Origin of the sequence: Geobacillus jurassicus NBRC 107829 (genome assembly GCF_001544315.1) — a bacterium.
Lineage (GTDB): Bacteria > Bacillota > Bacilli > Bacillales > Anoxybacillaceae > Geobacillus > Geobacillus jurassicus.
Window position 1 is genome coordinate 58,856 of sequence record NZ_BCQG01000006.1, and the last position, 25,717, is coordinate 84,572.

General features: G+C 54.9%; 21 protein-coding genes and 3 pseudogenes. 19 read left to right on the plus strand and 5 right to left on the minus strand.

The window, feature by feature from the left end:
- Positions 1 to 89: 89 nt before the first annotated feature.
- Positions 90 to 356 carry a phosphocarrier protein HPr gene (locus tag GJ1_RS03055; RefSeq protein WP_066228305.1) on the plus strand — a complete coding sequence of 89 codons (267 nt, stop codon included), beginning with the start codon at positions 90 to 92 and terminating at the stop codon, positions 354 to 356.
- On the plus strand, positions 356 to 2,077 hold the full coding sequence (gene ptsP, locus GJ1_RS03060; RefSeq protein ID WP_066228307.1) for a phosphoenolpyruvate--protein phosphotransferase: 1,722 nt from the start codon (positions 356 to 358) through the stop codon (positions 2,075 to 2,077). Before GJ1_RS03055 ends, ptsP begins: the two co-directional genes overlap by 1 nt.
- Positions 2,078 to 2,133: 56 nt before the next feature.
- Here ptsP and yyaC read toward each other — a convergent pair whose 3' ends face one another.
- The 3 genes and pseudogenes from yyaC to GJ1_RS19390 form a co-directional block, all read right to left on the minus strand.
- Entirely contained in the window at positions 2,134 to 2,685 is a 552-nt protein-coding gene (gene yyaC, locus GJ1_RS03065; protein WP_066228310.1) for a spore protease YyaC, read from the minus strand.
- Between the two features lie 78 nt (positions 2,686 to 2,763).
- Positions 2,764 to 3,443: pseudogene (locus tag GJ1_RS03070) on the minus strand (GNAT family N-acetyltransferase).
- 30 nt (positions 3,444 to 3,473) lie between these two features.
- Positions 3,474 to 3,731, minus strand: coding sequence for a DUF5370 family protein (locus GJ1_RS19390; protein WP_373278016.1), 258 nt, complete (start codon positions 3,729 to 3,731; stop codon positions 3,474 to 3,476).
- A gap of 149 nt (positions 3,732 to 3,880) precedes the next feature.
- Here GJ1_RS19390 and GJ1_RS03080 point away from each other — a divergent pair, with 149 nt between their 5' ends.
- The 13 genes and pseudogenes from GJ1_RS03080 to GJ1_RS03140 all read left to right on the plus strand — a co-directional run bounded on the left by GJ1_RS03080 (position 3,881) and on the right by GJ1_RS03140 (position 19,969).
- Positions 3,881 to 5,857 (plus strand): methyl-accepting chemotaxis protein, encoded by a 1,977-nt coding sequence (locus tag GJ1_RS03080; RefSeq protein ID WP_066228313.1) that lies wholly within the window; start codon positions 3,881 to 3,883, stop codon positions 5,855 to 5,857.
- 484 nt (positions 5,858 to 6,341) lie between these two features.
- A complete protein-coding gene (locus GJ1_RS03085; RefSeq protein ID WP_066228315.1) occupies positions 6,342 to 9,194 on the plus strand; it encodes a 2-oxoglutarate dehydrogenase E1 component in 2,853 nt (950 codons plus the stop codon).
- A 31-nt stretch (positions 9,195 to 9,225) separates the two neighbouring features.
- Positions 9,226 to 10,476 carry a 2-oxoglutarate dehydrogenase complex dihydrolipoyllysine-residue succinyltransferase gene (gene odhB / locus GJ1_RS03090; protein WP_066228369.1) on the plus strand — a complete coding sequence of 417 codons (1,251 nt, stop codon included), beginning with the start codon at positions 9,226 to 9,228 and terminating at the stop codon, positions 10,474 to 10,476.
- A gap of 119 nt (positions 10,477 to 10,595) precedes the next feature.
- A complete protein-coding gene (locus tag GJ1_RS03095; protein WP_066228317.1) occupies positions 10,596 to 10,814 on the plus strand; it encodes a hypothetical protein in 219 nt (72 codons plus the stop codon).
- Between the two features lie 101 nt (positions 10,815 to 10,915).
- A complete protein-coding gene (locus tag GJ1_RS03100; protein ID WP_066228320.1) occupies positions 10,916 to 11,701 on the plus strand; it encodes an SDR family oxidoreductase in 786 nt (261 codons plus the stop codon).
- Between the two features lie 5 nt (positions 11,702 to 11,706).
- Positions 11,707 to 12,594 (plus strand): annotated as a pseudogene (locus GJ1_RS03105) (NAD(P)-dependent oxidoreductase); the annotation flags it as partial.
- 130 nt (positions 12,595 to 12,724) lie between these two features.
- Entirely contained in the window at positions 12,725 to 13,936 is a 1,212-nt protein-coding gene (locus GJ1_RS03110) for an acyl-CoA dehydrogenase (RefSeq protein WP_066228325.1), read from the plus strand.
- A 20-nt stretch (positions 13,937 to 13,956) separates the two neighbouring features.
- Positions 13,957 to 14,739, plus strand: coding sequence for an SDR family oxidoreductase (locus GJ1_RS03115; protein ID WP_066228328.1), 783 nt, complete (start codon positions 13,957 to 13,959; stop codon positions 14,737 to 14,739).
- 20 nt (positions 14,740 to 14,759) lie between these two features.
- Positions 14,760 to 16,379 carry a long-chain-fatty-acid--CoA ligase gene (locus GJ1_RS03120; protein WP_066228331.1) on the plus strand — a complete coding sequence of 540 codons (1,620 nt, stop codon included), beginning with the start codon at positions 14,760 to 14,762 and terminating at the stop codon, positions 16,377 to 16,379.
- 91 nt (positions 16,380 to 16,470) lie between these two features.
- Complete coding sequence (locus tag GJ1_RS03125; protein WP_066228334.1) at positions 16,471 to 17,055, plus strand: TetR/AcrR family transcriptional regulator; 585 nt, start codon at positions 16,471 to 16,473, stop codon at positions 17,053 to 17,055.
- 92 nt (positions 17,056 to 17,147) lie between these two features.
- Entirely contained in the window at positions 17,148 to 18,206 is a 1,059-nt protein-coding gene (locus GJ1_RS03130) for a phosphotransferase family protein (protein WP_066228336.1), read from the plus strand.
- A gap of 9 nt (positions 18,207 to 18,215) precedes the next feature.
- Positions 18,216 to 18,998, plus strand: a complete 783-nt coding sequence (locus tag GJ1_RS03135; RefSeq protein WP_066228339.1) for a 2-phosphosulfolactate phosphatase — start codon at positions 18,216 to 18,218, stop codon at positions 18,996 to 18,998.
- Complete coding sequence (locus tag GJ1_RS03140; RefSeq protein ID WP_066228342.1) at positions 18,995 to 19,969, plus strand: quinone oxidoreductase family protein; 975 nt, start codon at positions 18,995 to 18,997, stop codon at positions 19,967 to 19,969. Before GJ1_RS03135 ends, GJ1_RS03140 begins: the two co-directional genes overlap by 4 nt.
- Before the next feature lie 148 nt (positions 19,970 to 20,117).
- Here GJ1_RS03140 and GJ1_RS03145 read toward each other — a convergent pair whose 3' ends face one another.
- Complete coding sequence (locus GJ1_RS03145; protein WP_066228347.1) at positions 20,118 to 21,272, minus strand: aminotransferase A; 1,155 nt, start codon at positions 21,270 to 21,272, stop codon at positions 20,118 to 20,120.
- Positions 21,273 to 21,426: 154 nt separating this feature from the next.
- Positions 21,427 to 21,654, minus strand: coding sequence for an IDEAL domain-containing protein (locus GJ1_RS03150; protein ID WP_066228350.1), 228 nt, complete (start codon positions 21,652 to 21,654; stop codon positions 21,427 to 21,429).
- Positions 21,655 to 21,849: 195 nt separating this feature from the next.
- On the opposite strand from GJ1_RS03150, the gene corA reads away from it, so the two are divergent.
- From corA to GJ1_RS03170, 4 genes and pseudogenes are all read left to right on the plus strand, one after another.
- Positions 21,850 to 22,842, plus strand: coding sequence for a magnesium/cobalt transporter CorA (gene corA / locus GJ1_RS03155; RefSeq protein ID WP_174520094.1), 993 nt, complete (start codon positions 21,850 to 21,852; stop codon positions 22,840 to 22,842).
- Between the two features lie 76 nt (positions 22,843 to 22,918).
- Complete coding sequence (locus GJ1_RS03160; RefSeq protein WP_066228355.1) at positions 22,919 to 23,569, plus strand: glycoside hydrolase domain-containing protein; 651 nt, start codon at positions 22,919 to 22,921, stop codon at positions 23,567 to 23,569.
- 175 nt (positions 23,570 to 23,744) lie between these two features.
- Positions 23,745 to 25,373, plus strand: a complete 1,629-nt coding sequence (locus GJ1_RS03165) for a diguanylate cyclase (RefSeq protein WP_066228360.1) — start codon at positions 23,745 to 23,747, stop codon at positions 25,371 to 25,373.
- Positions 25,373 to 25,717: pseudogene (locus GJ1_RS03170) on the plus strand (HEAT repeat domain-containing protein); the annotation flags it as partial. The gene GJ1_RS03165 and the pseudogene GJ1_RS03170, both read left to right, overlap by 1 nt.

Here is a 25,717-nt window from a genome sequence, read left to right on the forward strand (position 1 = left end):
GGCGGGGATAAGCGTTTTTCGTTGCTTCCCCGCACCTGCATTTGATATGATGGCAAAGAAAAAATTGAAGAAAAGGGGAATGATGAACCATGGCAGAAAAAACGTTCAAAGTTGTTTCTGATTCCGGCATCCACGCCCGTCCAGCGACGATTTTAGTGCAAACGGCGAGCAGATTTAACAGCGAAATCCAGCTTGAATACAATGGCAAAACGGTCAACTTGAAATCGATCATGGGCGTCATGTCGTTAGGAATCCCGAAAGGAGCGACGATTAAAATTACGGCAGAAGGGGCCGATGCGGCAGAAGCAATGGCGGCGTTAACCGATACGTTGGCAAAGGAAGGCCTTGCGGAATAATGGAAAAAACGATTCATGGCATCGCCGCATCAAGCGGCATCGCCATCGCCAAGGCATACCGTTTAGAAACGCCTCATCTGGCGGCTGAAAAACGAACGGTCGCCGACGTCGAGGCGGAAATTGCGCGGCTTGAGGCGGCGGTCGCAAAAGCGAAAGAGGAACTGGAAGCAATCAAGCAGCATGCCTTGGAAAAGCTTGGCGAAGACAAAGCCGCCATTTTTGCCGCCCATTTGCTTGTGCTTGACGACCCAGAACTGCTGAACCCGATTAAGGAAAAAATCAAAACGGAACAAGTGAACGCGGAATACGCGCTCGATGAAACAGCGTCATTTTTCATTTCCATGTTTGAAGGCATGGACAATGAGTATATGAAAGAGCGGGCCGCTGACATCCGCGATGTGACGAAGCGCGTCCTTGCCCATTTGCTCGGCGTTACGATCTCAAACCCGAGCCTCATTTCCGAGGAAGTCGTCGTCATCGCTGAAGACTTGACGCCATCCGATACGGCGCAGTTGAACCGTCAATATGTCAAAGGGTTTGCCACCGACATCGGCGGGCGGACGTCGCACTCGGCGATTATGGCCCGCTCGCTCGAAATCCCGGCTGTCGTCGGTACGAAGGAAATTACGGCGGAAGTGCAAAACGGCGACATCGTCATCGTCGATGGGCTTGACGGCCAAGTCGTCGTCAATCCGTCCCCGGAGCTGCTCGCCCATTATGAGGAAAAGCGGGCCCGCTATGAAGCGCAAAAGGCGGAATGGGCGAAACTCGTCGATCAGCCGACGGTGACGGCTGACGGCGTGCATGTCGAGCTGGCGGCCAACATCGGCACACCGGATGATGTGAAAGGAGCGCTTGCCAACGGGGCGGAAGGAATCGGGCTGTATCGGACGGAGTTTTTATACATGGGACGCTCGGAGCTGCCGACCGAAGAAGAGCAGTTTGCCTCCTACAAAACGGTGCTTGAAAAGATGAACGGCAAGCCGGTCGTCGTCCGGACGCTTGACATCGGTGGCGACAAAGAGCTCCCGTATTTGCACTTGCCGAAAGAGATGAACCCGTTTTTAGGATTCCGGGCGATTCGTCTTTGCCTTGAGATGCAGGAGATGTTCCGCACTCAGTTGCGCGCCCTGCTGCGGGCGAGCGTGCACGGCAACTTGAAAATCATGTTCCCGATGATCGCCACGCTCGATGAATTTCGCCAGGCGAAGACGATTTTGCTCGAAGAAAAAGAAGCGCTCCTCCGCCAAGGCGTGCCGGTCGCCGACAACATTGAAGTCGGGATGATGGTCGAAATCCCGGCCGCTGCGGTCATGGCCGATCAGTTTGCGAAAGAAGTGGATTTCTTCAGCATCGGCACGAACGATTTAATCCAATATACGATGGCCGCTGACCGGATGAACGAGCGCGTCTCTTATTTGTACCAGCCGTACAACCCAGCGATTTTGCGGCTCATCAGCCATGTCATCGACGCCGCGCACCGTGAAGGAAAATGGGTCGGCATGTGCGGGGAAATGGCCGGCGACCCGATCGCCATTCCGATTTTGCTTGCCCTTGGACTTGACGAATTCAGCATGAGCGCCACCTCGATTTTGCCGGCGCGCGCCCAGCTGAAGCGGTTGTCAAAAGAAGACGCAGCCCGCATGAAAGAAACGGTGCTGTCGCTCGGCACAGCCGAAGAGGTTGTGGCCTTTGTCAAACAAACATTTTCTCTCGCCTAAACGAAAGCGTGGCGACGTTCGCGTCCGCCGCGCTTCTTTTTCATCTGCCGCTTCGTCTACGCCAACAGCGGTGCGGACGGTGCATAGCCATATCGCTGTCGAATGGTGAGCGAAAGACCTAAGGCGATCGCTTTCGCCATTTGATAGACAATGTGTAAATTCGTGTACGGAAGCGTGTCGATATCGGCGCTGTCTTCCATGATGACGCCCATGATGCTGATATCGCCGATCGATGGCAGCGAGTGGCCAAGAGCCGTGCCGGGAGCGAGCGCGCCGGGGCGGATGGCGATCGTGTGCACGAACGGCCGTGGGCCGACGATGCTGTCAACAGCGAGTACATAGGAATTTGGCTCCTTTGGCAGCTGTTGATGCACTCGCTGGATGTTCGTCGCGTCGACCGGCCGCTTAAGCGTGCCGATCACCGTCAGATGGTCCGGATAGACGTTTTCAAGCAGCGTGCCGACAAACGGACCGAGGCTGTCTCCGTTAATGCGGTTGCTGCCGATGCAAACGACGGTTAAACGGCGGATGTCGTTTGGCAACAAGGAAAACAGTTCGTTGCGAATAAGCAAAGGGGCAAGCGGATCGCAATAGGAAATCGATCTCATAGGCAGCGATTCCTTTCCGTCTATATTCCCCCTTTTTATTCGCGTCCGTTGCCGGCCATTCCTGTCGGCTGTCGAATGTTAATTTTTTCTTGGCATCTGCTTGAATGGATTGCGCCATTCCATCAGAACGGCATGGTTGAGCGATTCCTCATCTTCCAAATAATTGTGGACGACCGCCAGCGGGGTGCGCCTGCAGCGGAGCAAAAACGTAATGACCGGATCGTTCAGTTCGCCGGCGACCACCTTGTTGATGTACGCTTCTGGGGACAGTTCCGTTGCATAACAGTGGTAGCCAGGCATCCGCCCGCCGCCGAGCAGCCGGTCGAGGCCGAGGTGGACGACGACTTCATACATCGATTGCATGAGCCACTTGCCGAGGCCAAGCTTCCGATATGGCGGTGAGACGCAAATGTCGACGACATAAAGCGTGTTGCCGTCCGGGCGATGGTTGCGGATGTAGCCGCCGTCGGTGATCTCTTCCCATGTGTGGTCGGTATGATTCGGATCAAAGTCAACGATCAGGCCGGTCATCGATCCGACGATGCGCCCGCCGACTTCGATGCAAAGCGCTCCTTCCGGAAACAAAGTGACGTGATTGTGAAGCTGCTGTTCGTTCCACCATAATTCCGATGGAAACGGGGGCGGGAAACTTTCTTGCTGCACGCGATGAGATCAGCAAAGTCGTCTTTTGTATAGTTGCGGATGACCGCTTCGCGCGGGGTATCACCGTCAAAGACGTACAACCGTTTTCGATACATTCCGATTCTCCTCCTTATGGCATCAATCGATCATTTTACACCCATCATAAACGAAAGCAGAAAAAGGAGGCAAGAAAGAAAACGGCCGCTGTTAGCGGCCGCGAGTGTGCTGCTCGACATATTCGCTGACAAGCGCTTCAATTTGCTGTTCATCGGGCTTCTCGCCGCGAAAGGGAAACACAATTTCATCGACGAATTCGCCGTTGTGGTAAACGTGCAGCGCCCTTTTTGCAGCAGAACGCTGTATTCAATCTCAAACCGATACCCTTCATGTTCGATGGCACCCATCATCATTCACCTGCCTGCGTTCTATTGTCCCGCACATAGCCATGCCCTATGTATGAATTAAGAAGCCGCTCCTATAGACGGAGGATGATCGTCCTTTTATAATGGAACATGGTGCGACAAAAAGAGGAAATAGAGGGGAGAAATAGCGAGTGTTCCGGACATTGCGCAGCAAGCTGATCGTCTTGATGGCTTTATTGTTAGTGGTTTCCTTGGCGGCAACACAGCTCGTCGGTGTTTGGCAAATGCAACGGCTCGTAGGAGCCGATGTAAAACAGCGGGCGCAGACGGCGCTTGACGGGTTGCTTGGCGACATTCGCGACAGCTTTCAAAGTGAAGAGAACAGCTTAGTGCAATTCAGTGAATCGCCATCAACCTTGCAAATGGTTCGGGACGAACACGCCTGGCCGGGGCTGGAAAAGCAGTTCCGCACGTTTTTGCGTCTGCATGAGAGTGTGCAATTCATTTATATTGGCACTGAGCAGAAGAAAATGTACATCACGCCGACGACGGAGCTCCCAGACGGATATGATCCGACGAGCCGCCCGTGGTATAAAGAAGCGATGAAGCGGCCGGATGAAGTTGTGTGGACCGAGCCTTATGTCGATGCCATTACTGGCAAGCACGTCGTGACGTTGGCCAAAGCAGTGAGCGAAAACGGCCGCATTGCTGCTGTTATCGGCATCGATATGACGCTCGATACAGTGACGAGAATCGTCAATGCGAGCGACGTCGGCTATCACGGTTATCCGGTGTTGTTTGACGCGAAAGGAGTAGCGGTGGTCCACCCGCAATATAAAGGAAAAAACATGGCGAAAAACGCAACGGTTCGCTATATGCTCGAACATGAAAAAGGGATGCGGCAATATGAACAAGACGGCGAACAGCGGGTTATGTATTTCACCACGATCCCGGAGCTTGGCTGGAAAGTCGGCGTCGTCTATAAAGAGGCGGACTTATCAGCGATGAGCCGCTCGCTTGGGGTCAACATGCTTGTCATTACAATCATTGCGCTCGTTGTCGCGCTTGTTGCCGTCTATTTCTTGGCGCGCTCGATCACAAAGCCGATCGTTGCGCTGCAAGAGCAAGTCGAAAAGGCGGCGGGCGGCGACTTGACGGTGCAAGCGCATGTCACTGTCAAAGATGAGATCGGCCGCCTCGCCCGCCACTTCAATGATATGATCGATCATATGCGGGCGCTGATCGGCGAAGTGAACCGCTCGGTCAATGAATTAGCCGCTTCAGCTGACCATTTGAGCGCCGTCTCTGAAGAAACGATGGCCACAAGCGAACAAGTGGCAAAAGCGATCGGCGAAATCGCCAAAGGAACGACCGATCAAGCGGGAAGCCTTGATACGATTAATGAGCGGACGACGGCGTTGTCGCAGCAAATCGAAGCGGTCACGAATGCGACGGCTGGCATGGAATCGCTGTCCGATGAGACGAAAAACGCGAGCTACGAAGGTTTGGAACATTTAAACATCTTGCAGAAAAAATCGGAAGAAGCGAAAAATGAACTGGCGGCCGTAGAAAGCGTCATTAGCGACCTTGTGAAAAAGATGGATGAAATTGACGGTGTCATTCAAACGATCACCGCGATTTCCGGACAGACGAATTTGCTGGCGTTAAACGCCAGCATCGAGGCGGCGCGGGCAGGAGAGCATGGCAAAGGGTTTGCTGTTGTCGCCGATGAGGTGCGCAAGCTGGCCGAACAATCCGCGAAAGCGACGGAGATGATCCGCGCGACGATCGCCGCCATTCAGCAGCAAGCCGGGTTGGCGATCGAAGCGGTCGGCCGCTCCAAGCAGGCGTACAATGAACAGCAGGAAGCAGTGCATACGACCGGCGATTCATTTGTCAAAATCACTGGCATGATGGAACAAGTGACAGCGGCGGTCGCGGCGATTATGGAAGAGGCAAAGAGGATGAACGCAAGCAAGGACGATGTCGTCGGGGCGATGCAAAACATCGCCGCCATCGCCCAACAATCGGCGGCAGCGGCTGAGGAAGTGGCTGCTTCGGCCGACGATCAGCTGCAGGCGCTTTCGACGGTGACTGAATCGGCGGAGGCGTTGAGCGAAATGAGCCAAAAACTGAAACAGCTGGTGGAAAAATTTAAAATTTCATAAAAACAGAAGGCGCCCCAACCGCAACGGGCGCCTTTTTTTATCATCACTAACCGAGAAGCCCCCACTTCAACGCCACAAGTGAGAACAGCGGAACTGTGGGGCGCACGGGGATGGCTTGGCTGGCAGCCTGCCGTAGGGCAGGTGTTCCCAAAACTCTCCCCCCTTAAGCGATTGCGTAGACGGGATAGCATTCCATTTGTGCAGGGGGCAGTTTCAAAAATAAGCGAAAGATGAACCGCCTAAATCATGAATGTTCCGCTGCGGTGCAGTCACGATCTTTTTTCTATTCATACAATGATAATAAGTGAAATTTTTTCAGCTTCTTCGTCGATTTTGATGGGCAATAGTGCTAAAATAAACAGTGAAAACGTTTATACCGTTATTTTGCTGCACGTTCGGGAATACTGGCAGCTAAACAAGGGCTTTCACGCATGGCTGTTGCTCAGCCCGAACGATGCGAAAACGAGGTGGAGGTTTTTTCACGATGGCAAAACAGACGAACTACGCTCAGCCGTGGAACCAGTTTTACGGGCCGAACCTCGGTTATGTCATCGAAATGTACGAACAGTATCTCGATGACCCAAACAGCATCGACCCGGAACTGAAACAATTGTTTGAACAGTGGGGGGCGCCGATCCTCGAAGAACCGGTTTCTCCTACGGATGACGAAGCAGCCAAAACGCATCAAACGTTCCGGCTGCCGGAGACGCCGACGATTTTCAGCAAGCTTGTCGCTGCTGTCAAGCTGGCGGACAGCATTCGCCATTATGGCCATCTAGCCGCTGATACGAATCCGCTTGTCAAACAGGAGAAAAAGCTGCGCCGCTTGGAGCTTGACGAATACGATTTAACCGAAGAGGACTTAAAGCGCATTCCGGTCGCGTTTCTTTGCCCGCACGCCCCGGCTCATGTCAAAAACGGCTGGGACGCCATCTTGCATTTGCGCAAAATTTACACGGACAAAATCGCGTTCGAATTCTCTCAAGTACATAATCTTGAAGAGAGGAACTGGCTTATTCAGCAAATCGAGTCTGGAGCGTATTACCCGAGCTTGGCGAACAAGGAGCGGGTCGCTTTGTTGCGCCGCCTGACGGAAGTGGAAGGGTTTGAAAAGTTCATCCACCGGACGTACGTCGGGCAAAAGCGTTTTTCGATCGAAGGGCTTGACGCCATGGTGCCGCTTTTGGATGAGCTCGTCCGTCAGGCGATCGAGCACGAGATCGACGCCGTCAACATCGGCATGGCGCACCGCGGCCGGTTGAACGTGCTGGCTCATGTGCTCGGCAAGCCGTACGAAATGATTTTCGCTGAGTTTCAGCATGCGGAAAGCAAAAACTTTATTCCGTCCGAAGGGTCGGTGGCGATCACGTACGGCTGGACGGGCGACGTGAAATACCATTTGGGGGCAGCGCGCCGTTTGCGCAATAAAAGCGCGCATACGATGCGGATTACGCTTGCCAACAACCCAAGCCACTTGGAAGTGGTCAATCCGGTTGTGCTTGGTTACACGCGCGCCGCGCAAGAAGATCGGACGAAACCGGGCGTGCCGGCGCAAAATACCGATGCGTCGTTTGCCATTTTAATTCACGGCGACGCCGCGTTCCCGGGGCAAGGGATCGTCGCGGAAACGCTCAACTTAAGTCAGCTGCGCGGTTATACGACCGGCGGGACGATTCATATCATCGCCAACAACATGATCGGCTTTACGACGGAGAGCTACGATTCACGCTCGACGACGTACGCTTCCGATATGGCGAAAGGATTTGAAGTGCCGATTGTGCATGTCAATGCCGACGACCCGGAGGCTTGTTTGGCGGCCGCATGCTTGGCGTTTGCCTACCGCCAGCGGTTTAAAAAAGACTTTGTCATTGACCTAATCGGTTACCGCCGTTTCGGTCATAATGAAATGGATGAACCGATGGCGACGAACCCGACGATGTACGCGATCATCAACCAACATCCGACCGTGCGCCAGCTGTATGCGCAAAAATTGATGGAAAAAGGGATCATCACCGAGCGGGAAGTCGACGAAATGGAGCAAGAGGTGGCCGAACGGCTGAAAATCGCCTACGAGCGGGTGCCGAAAAACGAAGATGAGCTCGATTTCATCATGGATCCGCCAAAAACGGTCGTCGATCGGTTGCCGGAAGTGAAAACGGGTGTGGCGAAAGACGTGCTTCACCGCCTGAACGAGGAGTTGCTGCAGTTTCCGGCTGACTTCCACGTCTTTAATAAGCTCGAACGCATTCTCAAGCGGCGCAGCGGCGTGTTCGCGCAAAATGGCAAAGTCGATTGGGCGCACGCAGAAATTTTGGCATTCGCTACCATTTTGCGAGATGGCGTGCCGATCCGTTTGACCGGACAAGACTCGCAACGCGGCACGTTCGCGCAGCGCCATTTGGTGCTCCACGATGTGAAAACCGGAGAAGAGTATGTGCCGCTTCACCATATCAGCGACGCAAAAGCCTCGTTTGTCGTGTACAACAGCCCGCTGACCGAGGCGGCCGTGCTTGGCTATGAATACGGCTACAACGTTTACGCGCCGGAGACGCTCGTTCTTTGGGAAGCGCAATTTGGCGACTTCGCCAACATGGCGCAAGTGATGTTTGACCAGTTCATTTCATCCGGCCGGGCAAAATGGGGGCAAAAATCCGGTCTTGTCATGCTCTTGCCGCACGGCTACGAAGGGCAAGGACCGGAACATTCCAGCGGGCGCGTCGAGCGGTTTTTGCAGCTGGCGGCGGAAAACAACTGGACGGTCGCCAACCTATCGACGGCAGCGCAATATTTCCACATTTTGCGGCGGCAGGCGGCGCTGCTGAAACGAGAAGAAGTACGCCCGCTCATCATCATGACGCCAAAAAGCTTGCTCCGTCATCCGCTTGCCTCGTCGGATGCGGAAGCGCTTGTCGACGGTGCGTTCTCGCCGGTGCTCGAGCAGCCGGGATTGGGCGCTGACGCTGGCAAAGTGGAACGCATCGTGTTTGGCACCGGCAAATTGATGATCGATTTGGCGGAACAAATCGGCAAAATGGAAGGGCTCGACTGGCTGCATATCGTGCGCATTGAAGAGCTGTATCCGTTCCCGGAAGAAGCGGTGAAAGACATCATCGCCCGCTATCCGAACGTCAAGGAGATCGTCTGGGTGCAAGAAGAGCCGAAAAACATGGGCGCATGGCTGTATATGGAACCGCTCCTGCGGGCGTTGGCTCCAGAAGGCGTTGACGTCAGCTACATTGGGCGGCGCCGGCGGGCCAGCCCGGCGGAAGGCGATCCGGTCGTCCACCGGAAAGAGCAGGAGCGCATCATCCGCTGTGCATTGACGAAGCATGAATGATGACTACGGAATATTTGAGGAGGGCATCAACGTGGCTGAGATCAAAGTCCCAGAGTTAGCAGAATCCATCACGGAAGGCACAATCGCCCAATGGCTGAAAAAACCGGGCGACTACGTGGAAAAAGGGGAATCGATTTGCGAGCTCGAAACAGATAAAGTCAACGTCGAAATTATGGCCGAAGAGTCGGGCGTCCTGCAGCAGCTGCTCGCCAATGAAGGCGACACCGTCGCTGTCGGCCAGGCGATTGCCATTATCGGCGAAGGAGCGGCAGCCTCGTCTGCCGCCCCGCAGCCGGTTGACGAAACGGAAACGGCCGCGCCGGCCGACCGCGCCGAGCAGCCAGCGCCGCAGCCGGTCGCGGTCGCCCAAGCCCCAGGCCAACGCCCGATCGCCTCGCCGGCGGCTCGAAAGATGGCGCGCGAAAAAGGAATTGATTTGACGCAAGTGCCGACCGTCGATCCACTTGGGCGCGTGCGCAAACAAGACGTCGCCTCGTTTGCCGCCCAACCGGCCGCTGCGCCGCAGCCGGCTCCACAAGCTGCGCCGACGCCGGCCGCCATTCCAGCCGCCGAGGCTGGCAAGCCGGTGATTCGCGAAAAAATGTCGCGCCGCCGGCAAACGATCGCCAAACGGCTGCTTGAAGTGACGCAAACGACCGCGATGCTGACGACGTTCAATGAAATTGACATGTCGGCGGTCATCGATCTGCGCAAGCGGAAAAAAGATAAATTTTTCGAGGAGCATGACGTCCGCCTCGGCTTTATGTCGTTTTTCGTCAAAGCGGCCGTCGCCGCGCTGAAAAAATATCCGTACGTCAACGCGGAGATCCAAGGCGATGAAATTTTGCTGAAAAAATATTACGATATCGGCGTTGCCGTGTCGACGGACGAAGGGCTCGTCGTCCCGGTTGTGCGCGACTGCGACCGGAAAAGCTTCGCCGAAATTGAGCGCGACATCGCCGAATTGGCGGCGAAGGCGCGCAGCAATAAGTTGTCGCTTGCCGATTTGCAAGGCGGCACGTTTACGATCACCAACGGCGGCGTGTTCGGCTCGCTTCTGTCGACTCCGCTTCTCAACGGGCCGCAAGTCGGCATTTTAGGCATGCACGCCATCAAGCTGCGCCCGGTCGCCATCGACGAAGAGCGGATCGAAAACCGGCCGATGATGTACGTTGCTTTGTCGTACGACCATCGCATCATCGATGGCAAAGAGGCCGTTGGGTTCTTAAAAACGGTGAAAGATTTGATCGAAAATCCGGAAGATTTGCTGCTTGAAAGCTGATTAGGAAGGAAAAGGGGAGCCTGCGATGTGCGGGCTCCTTCTTTTTCGCCGGCCATGGCAAGCTGGCGAATGCTTTTCCTTGTCTTGCGGAAAACTACTGGAAAAAAGGAGGAGATTCGATGCCAGAGCGTGGACGAAACGATCACCCGCACATGTTTTACCGCGACGGCGCCCGCGAAAGCATCTTGAATGATCCGACCGCCGATGGCGCCGAGGCGATTGGGGTGCGGACGGACGCTGATCCGATGCAGGCAGCCAATCCGAATCCGTTTCACGTTGATCGCCTTGACGTTGAGGAAGGGATGAAACGGTTTCGGTCGCTTTTCGAAGAGAGGTGATCCGCCCAGCGGATCACTTTTTTCGCTGATCGAAAGAAGGAAAATGACGAATGAGCGCGAATATGGTTACTTAACACCATTCTTTTGTTGGAGGGATGACGATGGAACTTGGATTGGCGGGAAAAACGGCGCTTGTCGCCGCCTCAAGCCAAGGGCTTGGCAAGGCGATCGCCCGGGCGCTTGTGCTTGAAGGGGCGAACGTCATGATCACAAGCCGGAACGAAGAAAAGTTGCAACAAGCAGCCGAGGAGCTGAACGGTTTACATAAGGGGCGCGTCGCTTACATGCGCACGGATGTGACGAAAGCGGATGACATCCGCCAGCTTGTCGCCAAAACAGTCGAGACGTTTGGGACGATTGACTTGCTCGTCAACAACGCCGGCGGTCCTCCGGCGGGGACGTTTGAAACGGTGAGCGACGAAGACTGGCAATATGCGTTTGAACTCAATTTGTTGAGCTATATTCGCCTCATTCGCGAAGCGCTCCCTTACCTAAAGAAAAAGGGTGGAAAAATTGTCAACATCGCCTCATCATCGATTAAAGAGCCGATTCCGGGGCTCATTTTATCCAACACGTTCCGCACCGGCATCGTCGGGCTGACGAAAACGCTTGCTGTGGAGCTGGCGCCGGATGGCATTTTAATCAATACGGTGGCTCCTGGTCGGATCGCGACGGAGCGCGTTGCCTTTTTGGACAAAGTGAATGCTGAGAAGCTTGGCATTACGAAAGAAGAAATGGAAGCGCGCATGAAAAGCGCCATTCCGCTCGGCCGCTACGGAACTCCGGAAGAGTTTGCCAACGTCGTCGTCTTCTTGTTGTCCGAGGCGAATTCGTACGTCACCGGTCAAGCTCTCATCGTCGATGGCGGCATGGTGAGAGCGATTTAAGGCAAACCGACAGGAGGGGAGACCGGATGAAAACGATCGGATTCATCGGCCTTGGCGTCATGGGGAAAAGCATGGCGCGCCATTTGCTGAAGGCAGGCTATCCACTTCTTGCTTACACGCGCACGAAAGAAAAGGCGAAAGATTTGCTCGAGGAAGGAGCGGTGTGGAAGGAAACGGTCGCCGCCTTGGCGCGGGAGTCGGATGTCGTCATCACGATGGTCGGCTATCCTCACGATGTCGAGCAAGTGTATTTCGGCGAAGGCGGCATTTTGGAGAACGCGCGGCCGGGAACGTACGTGATTGACATGACGACGTCAACGCCGACGCTCGCGCAATCGATTTACAAGGCGGCCAAGCAAAAAGGCATCCACGCCTTGGACGCCCCGGTATCCGGCGGCGACATCGGCGCGCGCGAAGGAACGTTGACGATTATGGTCGGCGGTGATGAGGATGTCTTTTTGGCGTGCAAGCCGATTCTCGAGCGGCTTGGCACGAACATCGTGCGGCAAGGAGGAGCTGGAGCCGGCCAGCATACGAAAATGTGCAACCAAATTGCCATCGCGACGAACATGATCGGCGTGTGCGAGGCAATGGCGTATGCGAAGCGGGCCGGGCTTGATCCGTTCAAAGTGCTTGAGAGCATCGCCAAGGGGGCGGCCGGCAGCTGGTCGCTGAGCAACTTGGCGCCGCGCATGCTGTCCGGTGATTTCGCGCCTGGGTTTTACGTGAAGCATTTCATTAAAGATATGAAAATTGCGCTTGAAGAAGCTGAGCGCATGAATTTGCCGCTTCCTGGCCTGACGCTGGCGAAATCGATGTACGAAGAGCTCGCGCGGGCCGGCGAGGAAAACAGCGGCACGCAAGCGCTCTACAAGCATTATATGAAAGAGTGACAAAGAGGGCGGTGCCGCCCTCTTTTTTCATTCGATATATTAGTCAAAAAATATTGAATATTACTTCCTTTAGAGGTATAGTAAAAATAAAGGAACATACTAACCAGTTAGTATAAAAGGGGAGGATGACATGGACTTTTCCTACTCGCCGAAAGTCCAGGAGTTGATCAAAAAATTAAGCGCTTTCATGGAAGATTATATTTACCCGAATGAAAAAGTGTACGAGGAACAGTTGAATGCTCAAGAGTCGAGATGGTCGGGCGTCCCCCCGATCATTGAAGAATTGAAGGAAAAGGCGAAAAAACAAGGGCTTTGGAATTTGTTTTTGCCGGACAGCGAGTACGGCGCGGGATTAACGAATGTTGAATATGCACCGCTTTGCGAAATTATGGGCCGTTCTCTCATCGCTCCGGAAGTGTTCAACTGCAATGCGCCGGATACCGGCAACATGGAAGTGCTCGTCCGCTACGGCACAGAGGAACAAAAGAAAAAATGGCTGATCCCGCTGTTAAACGGAGAAATTCGTTCTTGCTTTTCGATGACGGAGCCGGACGTAGCGTCAAGCGATGCGACGAACATTCGCGCCTCGATCGTCCGCGACGGCGACGAATACGTCATCAACGGGCGAAAATGGTGGTCGTCCGGCGCCGGCGACCCGCGTTGCAAAGTCGCCATCGTGATGGGAAAAACGAATCCGGACGCGCCGAAGCATGAGCAGCAGTCGATGATCATCGTTCCCCTTGACACCCCGGGCGTAAAAATCGAACGGATGCTGCCGGTGTTCGGGTTTGACCATGCGCCGCACGGGCATGCGGAGATTACGTATGACAACGTGCGGGTGCCGAAGGAAAACATCATTTGGGGCGAAGGGAAAGGGTTTGCCATCGCCCAAGGACGGCTTGGCCCGGGGCGGATTCACCATTGCATGCGCTTGATAGGGGCAGCGGAACGGGCGCTTGAACTCATGTGCCGCCGCGTACAGTCGCGGGTGGCATTCGGCAAGCCGCTTGCCGAACACGGTGTCATCCGCGAATGGATCGCCCAGTCTCGCATTGAAATTGAGCAGGCGCGACTTTTGACGATGAAGGCGGCGTACATGATGGATACGGTCGGCAACAAAGCGGCGCGCAAAGAAATTGCGATGATCAAGGTAGTGGCGCCCAATGTGGCCTTGAAGGTCATCGACCGCGCCATCCAGGCGTTTGGCGCCGCCGGGGTGAGCAACGATTTTCCGCTTGCCGCCATGTGGGCGAACTCGCGCACGCTTCGTTTGGCCGACGGACCGGATGAAGTGCATAAAGAGCAAGTTGCCAAGCTTGAATTGCAGCAATATCAACAATAAAGGGAGAGGAAGTGGCCATTATGCATGTGCTTGATTTATTCAAAATCGAAGGAAAAACCGCCATCGTGACCGGCGGCGGGCGCGGACTCGGCGAGCAAATTGCCGTCGGCCTCGCCGAAGCCGGGGCGAACGTCGTTGTTTGTTCGCGGAAAGTGGAAGCGTGCGAGCAAGTGAAAGAAAAACTGGAACAACTCGGCGTCCGCTCGCTGGCGTTGCGGTGTGATGTGACGAATCCGGAGGATGTCAAACACGTCGTCGAAACGACCGTCAAAGAGTTTGGCGGCATCGACATTTTAGTGAACAACAGCGGAGCGACGTGGGGAGCGCCGGTCGAGGAGATGCCGCTTGAGGCGTGGCAAAAGGTGATCAACGTCAACGTCACCGGCACGTTTCTCATGAGCCAGGCGGCCGGCAAGGTGATGATCGCCGGCCAAAAAGGCGGCGCCATCATCAATATCGCCTCGGTCGCCGGTCTTGGCGGCACGCACCCGGACATTTTAAATACGATCGGCTACAATACAAGCAAAGGAGCGGTCATCACGTTTACGAGAGATTTGGCAGCCAAATGGGGGAAGCACGGCATTCGCGTCAACGCGGTGGCGCCGGGCTTTTTCCCGACGAAAATGTCAAGGGTCGTCCTCGAACAAGTGGGGAACAAAGTGCTCGAACATACGCCGCTCGGTCGCTTTGGCGGAGACGATGATTTGAAGGGGGCTGTCTTGTTTCTCGCCTCGCCGGCGTCTGCGTTCGTCACGGGGGCGCTTCTCGTCGTTGACGGCGGCAGCCATGCGACCGGCATTTAACAAGAAAAGGAGGGATACCAATGAGCGAAAAACGGGCGTTGCCTCTTTATCCGGAACACATTTCGTTCTACATGGATATTCCGAACAAAACGGTATGCGATGTATTGCATGAGCGGGCGGCGGAATTCGGCTCCCAGCCGGCGCTGACGTTCTATGACAAGACGATGACGTACGCCGAGCTTGAGGCGGCCGTTAACCGCTTTACATCGAGCCTGCAGGCGCTTGGAGTGCAAAAAAGGGACCGCGTCGCGATCATGCTGCCGAACTGCCCGCAATATGTCATCGCTTACTATGGCATTTTGCAGGCGGGCGCCATCGTCACCCAAGTCAACCCGATGCTTGTGGAGCGCGAACTCGCCTATTTGCTGAAAGACTCCGGCGCCGAGACGATTGTCATTTATGAGCCGCTTTATTCCCGCCTTGCCGCGGTCAGAGGGGAGACGGCCGTCAAGCAGGCGGTCACCGTCAGTCTTGGGGCGCCGCCGTCTGTTTCACTGGCTCCCGGGGACGTGACGTTTGATGAGTTTCTTGCCCGAGGGAGCGGAGCGGTGCGCCCGGTGCCGATTGAACCAATGTATGACGTCGCTGTGCTGCAGTATACTGGCGGGACGACGGGGCGTTCCAAAGGGGCGATGCTCACCCACCGCAACATTTTTGCCAACGTCTTGCAGTGTGCTGAATTTTTCAAAGGAACGTTTGAGTTCGGAAAAGAGCGATATTTGACCGTCATCCCGTTGTTCCACGTGTTCGCGATGACGTCTGGCATGAACTTGGCCATTTACCAAGGGGCGGAAAACATTTTGCTGCCGCGCTTTGAGCTGAAAGAAGTGTTGGAGACGATTCGCGACAGGCAGCCGACCGTGTTTCCAGGCGTGCCGACGATGTATGTCGCTATTACAAATACGCCTGGAGTCGAGCAATATGGCATCAATAGCATTAAAACGTGCAACAGCGGCAGCGCGCCGATGCCGCTCGAGTTGATGCGCGACTTCGAGGCGAAAACGGGGGCGGTCGTTCTTGAAGGATACGGATTGTCCGAAGCTTCGCCGGTGACGCATTGCAATCCTCCGTTTGCGGCGCGCAAGCCGGGCACGGTCGGCATCGGCATGCCGCTGACCGAGTACAAAGTCGTCGATGTGGCGACCGGCACGCAAGAGCTGCCGCCAGGTGAAGTCGGTGAGCTGATTATCCGCGGGCCGCAAGTGATGAAAGGATATTGGAACATGCCGGAAGAAACGGCGGTGGCGCTTCGCGACGGTTGGCTGTACACCGGCGATTTGGCCTCGATCGACGAGGAAGGGTATGTGACGATCGTCGACCGGAAAAAAGATCTAATCATCGCCAGCGGCTATAACATTTATCCGCGCGAGATCGAGGAAGTGCTGTACGAACATCCGGCGGTGAAAGAGGCGGCGGCGGTCGGCGTTCCGGATCCGTACCGCGGCGAAACGGTGAAGGCGGTCATCGTCTTAAAAGATGGAATGCAGGCAAGCGAAGAAGAGATTCTTGCCCATTGCCGGAAAAACTTAGCGGCGTACAAAGTGCCGCGCATCGTCGAGTTCCGTGCCGAACTGCCGAAGACGAACGTCGGGAAAATTTTGCGCCGCGCCTTGCGTGAAGAAGCGTCCCGCTCGCAATAACGGCGCAGCTTTCGGCCAAGTCCGAAGCGGGCTTGGCCGTTTTATGGTACAATAGCTGACAGCAACCATATTAGACAAGAGGTGTAAAAACGTGAAGGAGAAAATTATGGCTGTCAGCATCGAACTATTTGAACAAAATGGGTTCAGCGAAACATCGATCCAAGACATCGTCGACGCTCTCGGGGTGACAAAAGGGACGTTTTATTACTATTTTACAAGCAAAGAAGAACTGTTGATGGATATTCACCTTCGCTACATTGAACGGCTGCTTGACGAAGAGGAGCGCATTATAAGCGATAAACAGCGCTCGGTGCGGGAAAAGCTGTATGATATTATCTTCATGCTCATCCATAATGTCGAACGGCAAGGACGGGAAGCGCGCATTTTTTTTCGCGAAATGAAGCATTTGAATGAGGAGCATTTACAGAAAGTAAAAGAAAAGCGCGATTTGTTTCGTCATCGGTTGCAGGCGTTAATTGAGGAAGGAATGAAAAGCGGTGAACTGCGCCGCGATTTGTCGCCATCGATCGCCACGCTTACCGTGCTCGGCGCAGCCAATTGGAGCTATCAATGGTTTCGCCCGGACGGCGAGCTGACCGATGCTGAAGTGGCGAAACAGATGGTGGTGATTTTGCTTGATGGCATGAGCGCACCCTCTGCCCCGCCAACCGAGTGAAAAAAGAGACAAACTAGTCCCGGCCGATGTGTGTCATGTCGATGCGCTGGCAACGTGCGCTTGAATTTGTTGACCAAGGGGGAAAGGGAGAGATGACAGCGATTATTCCGGTGCGCAAAGGGGAAGAACTGCCGGCGGAGAAGCTGGCCAAGTTTTTGCGCACGGTTCTGCCGAACATGCCGGATGGGGAGCTTGAGATCCAGCAATTTTCCGCCGGCCGGTCGAATTTGACGTATTTGCTCCGCTGCGGGGAGTGGGAGGCGGTGCTGCGCCGTCCGCCGTTGGGCCCGGTGCCGCCAAAAGCGCATGATATGAAGCGGGAGAGCATGTGGCTTTCGGAAATCCATCCGCTGTTCCCGCTCGCACCGAAACCGTTCTATTTTTGCGAAGACGAATCGGTGATCGGGAGCCCGTTTTTCGTCATGGAGCGGCGCCATGGCGTCGTCATTGACAGCGATTTTCCCGACAGCATCGTCCCGACAGAAGAGATTTGCCGCGGCATTTCCGAAACGATGGTAGAGACGCTTGTCAACATTCATCAAATCGACTATACTAAAACGCGCCTTGTGCAGATGGTGAAGCCGGAAGGGTTTATGGAGCGGCAAGTGCATGGATGGATTCAGCGCTATGAGCGGGCGAAGACGGATGATATTCCGGAAGCCGAGGCGCTCATGAAGTGGCTTGCGTCCCATATCCCGCCGCAGCGCGAAGCGACCGTGATCCATTACGATTTTAAGCTGAATAACGCTTTGTTTGCCAAAGACGACATCACCAAAATGGTTGGGCTGTTTGATTGGGAGATGTCGACGGTCGGGGATCCGCTTGCCGATTTGGCGGTGGCCATGAGTTATTGGATTGAGGAAGACGATCCTCCACTTATTAAAAGTGGGTTTGGCCGCGCGCCGGTCACCGTCCGTCCCGGTTTTTATACGCGCGAACAGTTTATTGAGGCATATGCCAAAAAAAGCGGCCGTGATGTGTCCGATATACACGTTTATTTAACGTTTGCCTACTTTAAATTAGCGGTCATTTGCCAGCAAATTTATTACCGCTATCGCCGCGGACAGACGAACGATGAGCGTTTTCGCCATTTTGGCCAGTTTGTCGAAGCGCTCATTGGGCATGCATGGCAGCTGGCGACAGGACGGTGAGGCGGCGTGATGACAAAAGTGCATGTCGTGCTGCGCAAAGAAGACATTGATGAGATGGCGCTCGCGGACGGAAAGGTGGCCGTCGTATTCGATATTTTGCTTGCTACCTCATCGATTACGGCGGCGCTTTCTGCCGGCGCTCGTTCGGTGATCCCGGTGCGCGATGCCGAGGAGGCCAAGGAGATCGCGTTTCGCTTGCCGGTTGGGGGGTATGAGCTTGTCGGCGAACGCGAAGGGCGGACGATCGCCGGCTTCCATCCGCCGGCGCCGCTGTTTTTGCAAACGGTTTGTCCAGGGAAAACAGTCGTGCTATCGACGACCAATGGCACGGTGGCGATTCGCAGAGCTCAGCCGGCTCGCGCGGTGTACGCGGCGAGCTTGCTGAACAGCCCGGCGGTCAGCGAGCATATTTGCCGTTGGCATCGGGAAGAAACGATTATTGCGATTTGCTCCGGCTCGTCCGGCCGTTTTTGTCTTGAAGACTTTTATGGAGCCGGCTACTTTGTGCACTGCTTGATCGAACAAGGGATCCACGCGGCGGAGCTGTCCGACAGCGCGACGGCCGCATGGCTCTTTTACCGGCAATATTCGGATGAACGAAAGGCGAAAGAAGTGTTGTCCGCCTCGCGCGTCGGCCGTTGGATGGCGGCGTACGGCTTGGAAAGAGAAGTCGACTACATCAACCGGCATGGGGCGCTTTCTTCCGTTCCAAAGCTTGAGCTGGGGCCGTTCGGTCCGGAACTGCGCGATATGGCGCCGACGAAAGTAACGAAGGAGGGGACATCTCCATGAAATTTGTCCAATTTGTTGAATACGGTGGACCGGATGTCTTGCGTGTTTGCGAAGGCGAACGTCCGAAGCCCTCGGGGCGGCAAGTAGTGATTGAAGCTGAAGCGATCGGCGTCAACTATGCGGATACAGCCCGACGGGAAGGCCGCTATGTCGTGCCGACGCCGCTTCCGTTCGTACCCGGGACGGAAGTGGCCGGTGTTGTCCGTGTAGTCGGTCCGGAGGTGCAAACGATCCGCCCGGGGCAACGCGTTGTCGCGTTGATCGAGTCCGGCGGCTACGCCGAGTTTGTCGCCGTCGATGAGCGGGCGGTTGTGCCGCTTCCGGACGGTATGGATGCCCGGCAGGCGGCGGCCTTGCCGGTGCAAGGGCTAAGCGCCTACCATATTCTCCAAACGATGGGCCGCTTGGAAGAAGGGGAAACGGTGCTCGTCCACGCCGCGGCCGGCGGCGTCGGCACGCTCGCTGTGCAGTTGGCGAAACGGTTTGGCGCAAAAACGGTCATCGCCACGGCAAGCACAGAGGAAAAGCGGGCGTTGGCGGAGCGGCTTGGTGCTGATGTCACTATTGATTATACAAAAGACGACTGGGCTGCGGCTGTGATGGAGGCGACAGGCGGGCGCGGCGTCGATGTCGCTTTGGAAATGGCGGGCGGCGATGTATTTCATCAGACGCTCGATTGCCTCGCTCCGTTCGGCCGCCTGGTCGTATATGGGGCGGCGAGCGGAGAAATGACGCGTCTCAATCCGGTCCGGTTGATGGCGAAAAACTGGTCGGTGATTGGCTTTTTCCTGCCGCAAATCATGAAAAAGCGGGCGTTGTACGAACAAAGTTTGCGGGAATTGCTCGCGTGGGTGCAAGAAGGAAGCCTAAAGCTGACGATTGGCGGCGTCTATCCGCTCGAGCAGGCCGCCGAGGTGCATCGGCTGTTGCAAGGACGAAAAACGCATGGCAAGCTGCTGCTTGTGCCATAAGTCAAGAAGGTGTCCCCAAAAGGTCGGGACACCTTCTTTTGTATCGTCACCAAAAGACAAAAGCGAACGCTGGAACTTTGTTGAGAGAAAAGCAGCCTCTCTCTTATGGGGGCATGGCGGCATACAGCGATATAATTTTTGAAAACAGTTACGGGCGGCGCTTCGTTTGGATATACCGCTCGAGCCGGTCCAGCCCTTCTTTGAGCACATCGAGCGAATAGGCGTACGACAGGCGGACGTGGCCTTCGCCGTATTTGGAAAAGGCGCTGCCCGGGACGAGGGCGACGCCGGCGTTTTCGACGACATCGAGGGCAAAATCAAACGAAGACATGCCAAAGGCGGCGATCGACGGAAACAAGTAAAAGGCTCCATCCGGCTTCTCGACCGGCAGCCCCATGGCGGTGAGGCGCCCGTAGGCGTACTCGAGCCGTTCCGCGTAGGCGGCGCGCATTGCTTCGGCGTCGTTTTTGCCGGCGGTCAGCGCCTCCACCGCCGCTTTTTGGCTGATCGATGACGTGCACGAGACGCTGTATTGGTGCACTTTCACCATTTGTTCAATGGCGAACGCCGGAGCGAAGACAAACCCAATGCGCCAGCCCGTCATGGAGTGCGACTTGCTTAAGCCGTTGATGACGATCGTCTGCTCCGGCAGCCACTCGGCGATCGAACGATGGTGTCCGCGGTAAACGAGCTCGCTGTAAATTTCATCGGAGACGATCCAAATCGGTCGTCCTTTCAAAAGTGAAGCGATGTTCTCAAGCTCTTTGGCCGACAGCGCCGTCCCGGTTGGATTTGACGGATATGGAAGAACGAGGCAGCGCGTCTTTTCTGTCAAATAAGGCGCAATGAGCTCAGCTGACAGACGGAAGCCGTTTTGTCTTGTGTCAATGTACACCGGATTCGCTCCGCACAAGCGGATGAGCGGTTCATAGCCGGGATAGACTGGCGCGGGAAGAAGCACTTCCGTCCCTTCCTCCAAAATCGTGCGAAACGCAACATCAAGCGCTTGGCTCGCGCCGACGGTGGCGATCACTTCATCCGGCGTGTAGCGAAGGCCGTATTTGTCAGCAACGAATTGGCAAGCAGCTTGGCGCAGTTCAAGCAGGCCGGCGTTGGCCGTATAGGTTGTGAAATCGGCGGCAATGGCCTCTTGGGCGGCCGTTTTTACATGTTCAGGGGTCGGAAAATCAGGCTGGCCGATCGTAAGTGAAATGAGCCCTGGACGGTCGGCGACAAGGTTGAAAAATTGGCGGATGCCTGATAACTGAATGGCTTGAACGCGTGGTTGAATGAGGTGTTTCACGGTTGAGCCCCTTTCCGTTTTTGCCTCTATTGTACCATTGGCACGGAAAACGGAAAAACAAAAATGAGCCCCTTTCCGTCTAGATTGTTCCCGCAAACGGAAATGGGGCTCACTTGGTCATCGACGATTCACTTTCCAACTTCGTTCGCTCCTTTTACGCGCCGTATTGTTTCAACAGATCATTATATTGGGCGGAAAGCTTGAAAAACAACGGCTTGTTGCCGGTCGCGAGCGCCTCATCGATTTGTTCCATCAGTTTTTTTCTCTGGAACTGGAAGATCGCTTCTTTCAACACTTGTTCAGCCATCGGCCCGTAGCTGCTTTTTTCTTCCGGCTGGTTGAACAAAACGGCGCCTTCGTTAGGATATTGTTTTTCGTACATCGTTTAGTCCCTCCCATATGGGAACGAAACAGTTCCCTTTTTTATATTATCGTCGTTTTTGATGCTAATGTAAAGAAAATTTAGATAAATATTTTTTGTCAATTTTTTCTCTACATGATTTTTATACCCGTTTTTTGTTGGGACTTAACAGTTTTTCGGTTATGATAAGGGGAGAAAAAATGGCAGGTGATGGCGATGATTCGCACATGTGTCGTAACAAAAGAGTTTGAGATTTTATACGATGTTGATTTAACGCTTGTCAACAGCCCGGATGTCTCATGGTATTGGGTTGACTTTCATGAGCCGACCGATGAGGAATCGGCGCTGCTTGCTTCCTTTTTCCGTTTCCACCCGCTGGCGATTGAAGACTGTCTCGAATATGTGCAGCGGCCGAAGCTCGATTTTTACGACCGCTATTTGTTTGTCGTCCTCCATGCGATCGCTGGGATGACGCTGGAAGCTGAAGAGGTCGACTTGTTTGTCGGGCAAAATTTCATCGTTTCGTTTCATAAGTCGCCGATCCATGCCGTTGATGAGGTGTGGGAGCGATTGAAGCATGAAGAAGATGTTCAGCAAGGGCCGTTTCACGTCATGTACCGGCTGATCGACAAGCTGGTCGATGACTATTTCCCGCCGCTTTACCATATTGAAGACGTGCTGAACGATTTAGAGGAGAATACGAACAACGAACCGATTCACGACATTATTGAAAAAGTGTTTGACCTCCGCGGCGATTTATCGAAGCTGCGCCGAACGATCGTGCCGATGCGCGACTTGCTGTACCGCATCATCCATTCCGACCGGCTGCAGCGCATGAAAGAGCGGCAATTGTATTTTCATGATATTTACGACCATTTATTGAAGCTGTCAGAAATGATTGAGACAAACCGAGAAATTACCGCGGACATCCGTGACAGCTATTTATCGCTCAACTCCAACCGAATGAACAACATTATGATGACATTTACAGCCATTACGACCATTTTCATGCCGCTCTCCTTTATTGCCGGCATTTATGGGATGAATTTTGAGTATATGCCTGAATTGCATTGGAAATACGGATACTTTGTCGTGTTGGCTGCCATGGCGGTGATCGGCATGACGATGTTCATTTGGTTTAAGCGCAACGGCTGGTTTCAACTGTTGAAAGGCGATTGGGCGAAGGAGGAGCGGGAGCGACGCCGCTAGCCGCATCGAACAAGCTGTTCCCCTCATATACATAATTACATCATGATGGCAGCGTGATCGTGAAGGAGGGGAAACGATGGCAAGACGCATTTGGGGCGTCGACTCGGCGCAAGTCGTAACCGATCAGCTGTTTCAATGCGTGCGGACGGAGCTTGGCTATCCAAAATTTTGGGGCCGCTATTTGTCGGAAGTGCCGAACGTGTCCGAAGGATTGACGCGCGAGGAGATCGCCCGCATCCGCAACTATGGGGTGAAGGTGCTGCCGATTTATAATGCGTTCTGTGAAGCGGTCAGCTATGCCAACGGCCAGGTGGCGGCGCGCAACGCCGTGTTCCATGCGCGGCGGCTCGGCATTCCGAAAAACAAACTGCTGTTTGCCAACATCGAAGACTTTTTCGCCGTTGATGCCGCTTGGATCGCTGCTTGGGTGGAAACGCTCTATCCGACCGGGTACCGCCCGGGGTTGTACGCGGATCCGACGAAAGGGGATTTCGCCGCCGCCTATTGCGAGGCGGTCAGCCGGAACAACCAAGTGGCGGTGCAGGCGGTTATTTGGAGCGCGGCTCCAAGGCCGGGGGCGACGAAAGAACAGAAAGCGCCGCGCTACCAGCCGGCCGCCCCGCCTTGCAGCGCGAACGTCTGGGTATGGCAGTATGGGCGCGATGCAGAAACGTGCCCGGTGGATACGAATTTGGCTGATCGCCGTCTGCTCGATTTTCTGTATTGAGCAAAGCCGTTGCAAAAAGGCAACGGCTTTTTTATGCGTCCGGGAAATTGTTGCTGTTGCGCGTCTTTTCTTTTAATGTTTTTTACTTGGATCGATTATATTAGTAATAGGAAAAAAGGAGGAGGATGTCAGTCGGTTGGGGAAAAACGGAACGATGATCGAAAGGAGAGGGAATATGGATCGATCTGTCGCCTCGCTGTTGGATCGCATCCATGAGCAGTACGAACGATGGAGGGCGTGGCCGCCGCTTGACGGTGCGGAATTGGCCCGATTTTTCAATGCTGTTGGCCGGACGGCGGCGGTGATTGGCCGCAGCCATATCGCTGCCGAAGCGGAGCGGCTCATTCATCGGTTGAACGGCCAAACAGAACGGCAATGGACGGCGGAGGAGGCGCTGATGGAGATGGTTCCTCTTCTTCGCTGCCTCTATGAAACCGGGGAAGCGGCTTCTGCCATCATTCCCTCCTCGCACCGCCAAGGGCCGGAAGCAGCTATTCTCCTCTGTGGAAATGACCCCCTGTTTTTTGCTTACGTCCGCGGTGCGCTGCCAACCGTCCCATGGCGTTTCGCGACGCTTCCTTCGCTGGAAGAGGCGGCCGCGTCGATGTTTCATTTTCATCCGGATTGCATCATCGTCAGCGTGAAGGAGAAAGATTGGGAAAATCCCGCCTTGGCGGCTTTGCTTGAGCGTGCCGGACAGCATTCCTACCTTCCTGTCGTGCTTGTAAGCAGAGACGAGAGGAAAGCGATGCGCGTAAAAGGTTATGATCTTGGCGCGGATGCCGTCATTGCCGCTTCAGCGGTGGATGAACTGTTTGTTCGCGTCCGCCGGCTCATTGAAAAAAAGAAGAGAATGGATGGGGTTGTCCTCATTGATGAGTTGACGGGCGTGTACAACCGAAAGTATTTGCCGCGGGTGTACGCCCGCCTCCGCAGCGACCTCGAGCGTTCCGGCGCGCCAAGCTGTTTGGCGCTGCTTGATTTGGACCATTTCAAACAAGTCAACGATCGCTTCGGCCACCTGGCAGGCGATGCGGTATTGCGGAAACTGGCTGCCTTTTTGCGCCAGCATACGCGCGGGACGGATACAGTCATTCGTTTTGGGGGCGAAGAGTTTGTCGTTTGGCTGGCCAAAACGTCAAAAAGCGAGGCGCGCGCGGTGCTTGAGCGGCTGCGGCGCCATTTCGCCGCCGAAAAAGTAGAGGCGGACGGCGCAGTGTTATTATGCACGTTTTCCGCCGGTTTGGTCGAGTGCCATGATCCGGATCAGCCGCTTGACCATTGGCTGCGCCTTGCCGACAAGGCGCTGTACGCGGCGAAACGAAGCGGCGGCAATCGGATCGAAGAAGCGGTGCGGGAGGAAAACGGGTCTTCGGATGAGGCCCTCCGTCAAGCGCCAACGGATCGGCGGCGATGGAGGGTTGCCATCGTAGACGACGATGAACTCGTGCGGATGATGATCGCTGATCTCGTCCGCAAGCTCGCCAATGAACAGGGGAGGGAAGTGGACATTGACGAGTTTAGAGACGGTCTTTCGTTTCTCGAATCTCCGTTTTATGAAAGCGGACGGCGCTCTGTTGTCATTTTGGACCGGGTGATGCCGAAAATGGACAGCCTTGAGCTGTTGTATCGCCTCCGTCAAGAGCGAAAGCCATACAAGGTGATGATGTTGACATCGCGCCAAGATGAGCGGGATATTGCCCATGCGCTTGACCGTGGGGTGGACGAATATGTGACAAAGCCGTTCAAATGGCTTGAGCTTGAGGCGCGGCTGCGCCGGTTGCTAAAGGAGCTGGATGCGTAATGGCGCTGTTGGTCGTTACGGCGGCAGCGGCCGCTTTATTCACCTTGTTGTCGAGTTTGTTCCTGTATTTGGTTGTGCGCAAATGGCGGGAAAACCGGCGCCAAGCTCGGATATGCGCTTATAAGGAACGACACCGGCTTGGGCTGCTTCGGTATTTGCTCGGCGAGGAGGAACAGCTGTTGTTGCCGGCTTCGCCGCTTGAGCGCGAAGCGATGATCGAGCTGCTTGACCATTTTGCCGCCCTTTTGAAAGGAGAACAGGTGCAGGCGTGCATCCGGGCGTTGGCGGAGGAGCATTTTCAAGGATGGCTGCGCCGCCGGCTGTCAAGCCGGCATTGGAGCGAG

Coding starts and splice junctions, on each gene's coding strand:
- GJ1_RS03055 (WP_066228305.1), top strand. CDS start 90: ATGGCAGAAAAAACGTTCAAAGTTGTTTCTGATTCCGGCATCCACGCC.
- ptsP (WP_066228307.1), top strand. CDS start 356: ATGGAAAAAACGATTCATGGCATCGCCGCATCAAGCGGCATCGCCATC.
- yyaC (WP_066228310.1), bottom strand. CDS start 2,685: ATGAGATCGATTTCCTATTGCGATCCGCTTGCCCCTTTGCTTATTCGC.
- GJ1_RS19390 (WP_373278016.1), bottom strand. CDS start 3,731: ATGGGTGCCATCGAACATGAAGGGTATCGGTTTGAGATTGAATACAGC.
- GJ1_RS03085 (WP_066228315.1), top strand. CDS start 6,342: ATGGCAAAACAGACGAACTACGCTCAGCCGTGGAACCAGTTTTACGGG.
- GJ1_RS03095 (WP_066228317.1), top strand. CDS start 10,596: ATGCCAGAGCGTGGACGAAACGATCACCCGCACATGTTTTACCGCGAC.
- GJ1_RS03100 (WP_066228320.1), top strand. CDS start 10,916: ATGGAACTTGGATTGGCGGGAAAAACGGCGCTTGTCGCCGCCTCAAGC.
- GJ1_RS03110 (WP_066228325.1), top strand. CDS start 12,725: ATGGACTTTTCCTACTCGCCGAAAGTCCAGGAGTTGATCAAAAAATTA.
- GJ1_RS03115 (WP_066228328.1), top strand. CDS start 13,957: ATGCATGTGCTTGATTTATTCAAAATCGAAGGAAAAACCGCCATCGTG.
- GJ1_RS03120 (WP_066228331.1), top strand. CDS start 14,760: ATGAGCGAAAAACGGGCGTTGCCTCTTTATCCGGAACACATTTCGTTC.
- GJ1_RS03130 (WP_066228336.1), top strand. CDS start 17,148: ATGACAGCGATTATTCCGGTGCGCAAAGGGGAAGAACTGCCGGCGGAG.
- GJ1_RS03135 (WP_066228339.1), top strand. CDS start 18,216: ATGACAAAAGTGCATGTCGTGCTGCGCAAAGAAGACATTGATGAGATG.
- GJ1_RS03140 (WP_066228342.1), top strand. CDS start 18,995: ATGAAATTTGTCCAATTTGTTGAATACGGTGGACCGGATGTCTTGCGT.
- GJ1_RS03150 (WP_066228350.1), bottom strand. CDS start 21,654: ATGTACGAAAAACAATATCCTAACGAAGGCGCCGTTTTGTTCAACCAG.
- corA (WP_174520094.1), top strand. CDS start 21,850: ATGATTCGCACATGTGTCGTAACAAAAGAGTTTGAGATTTTATACGAT.
- GJ1_RS03160 (WP_066228355.1), top strand. CDS start 22,919: ATGGCAAGACGCATTTGGGGCGTCGACTCGGCGCAAGTCGTAACCGAT.
- GJ1_RS03165 (WP_066228360.1), top strand. CDS start 23,745: ATGGATCGATCTGTCGCCTCGCTGTTGGATCGCATCCATGAGCAGTAC.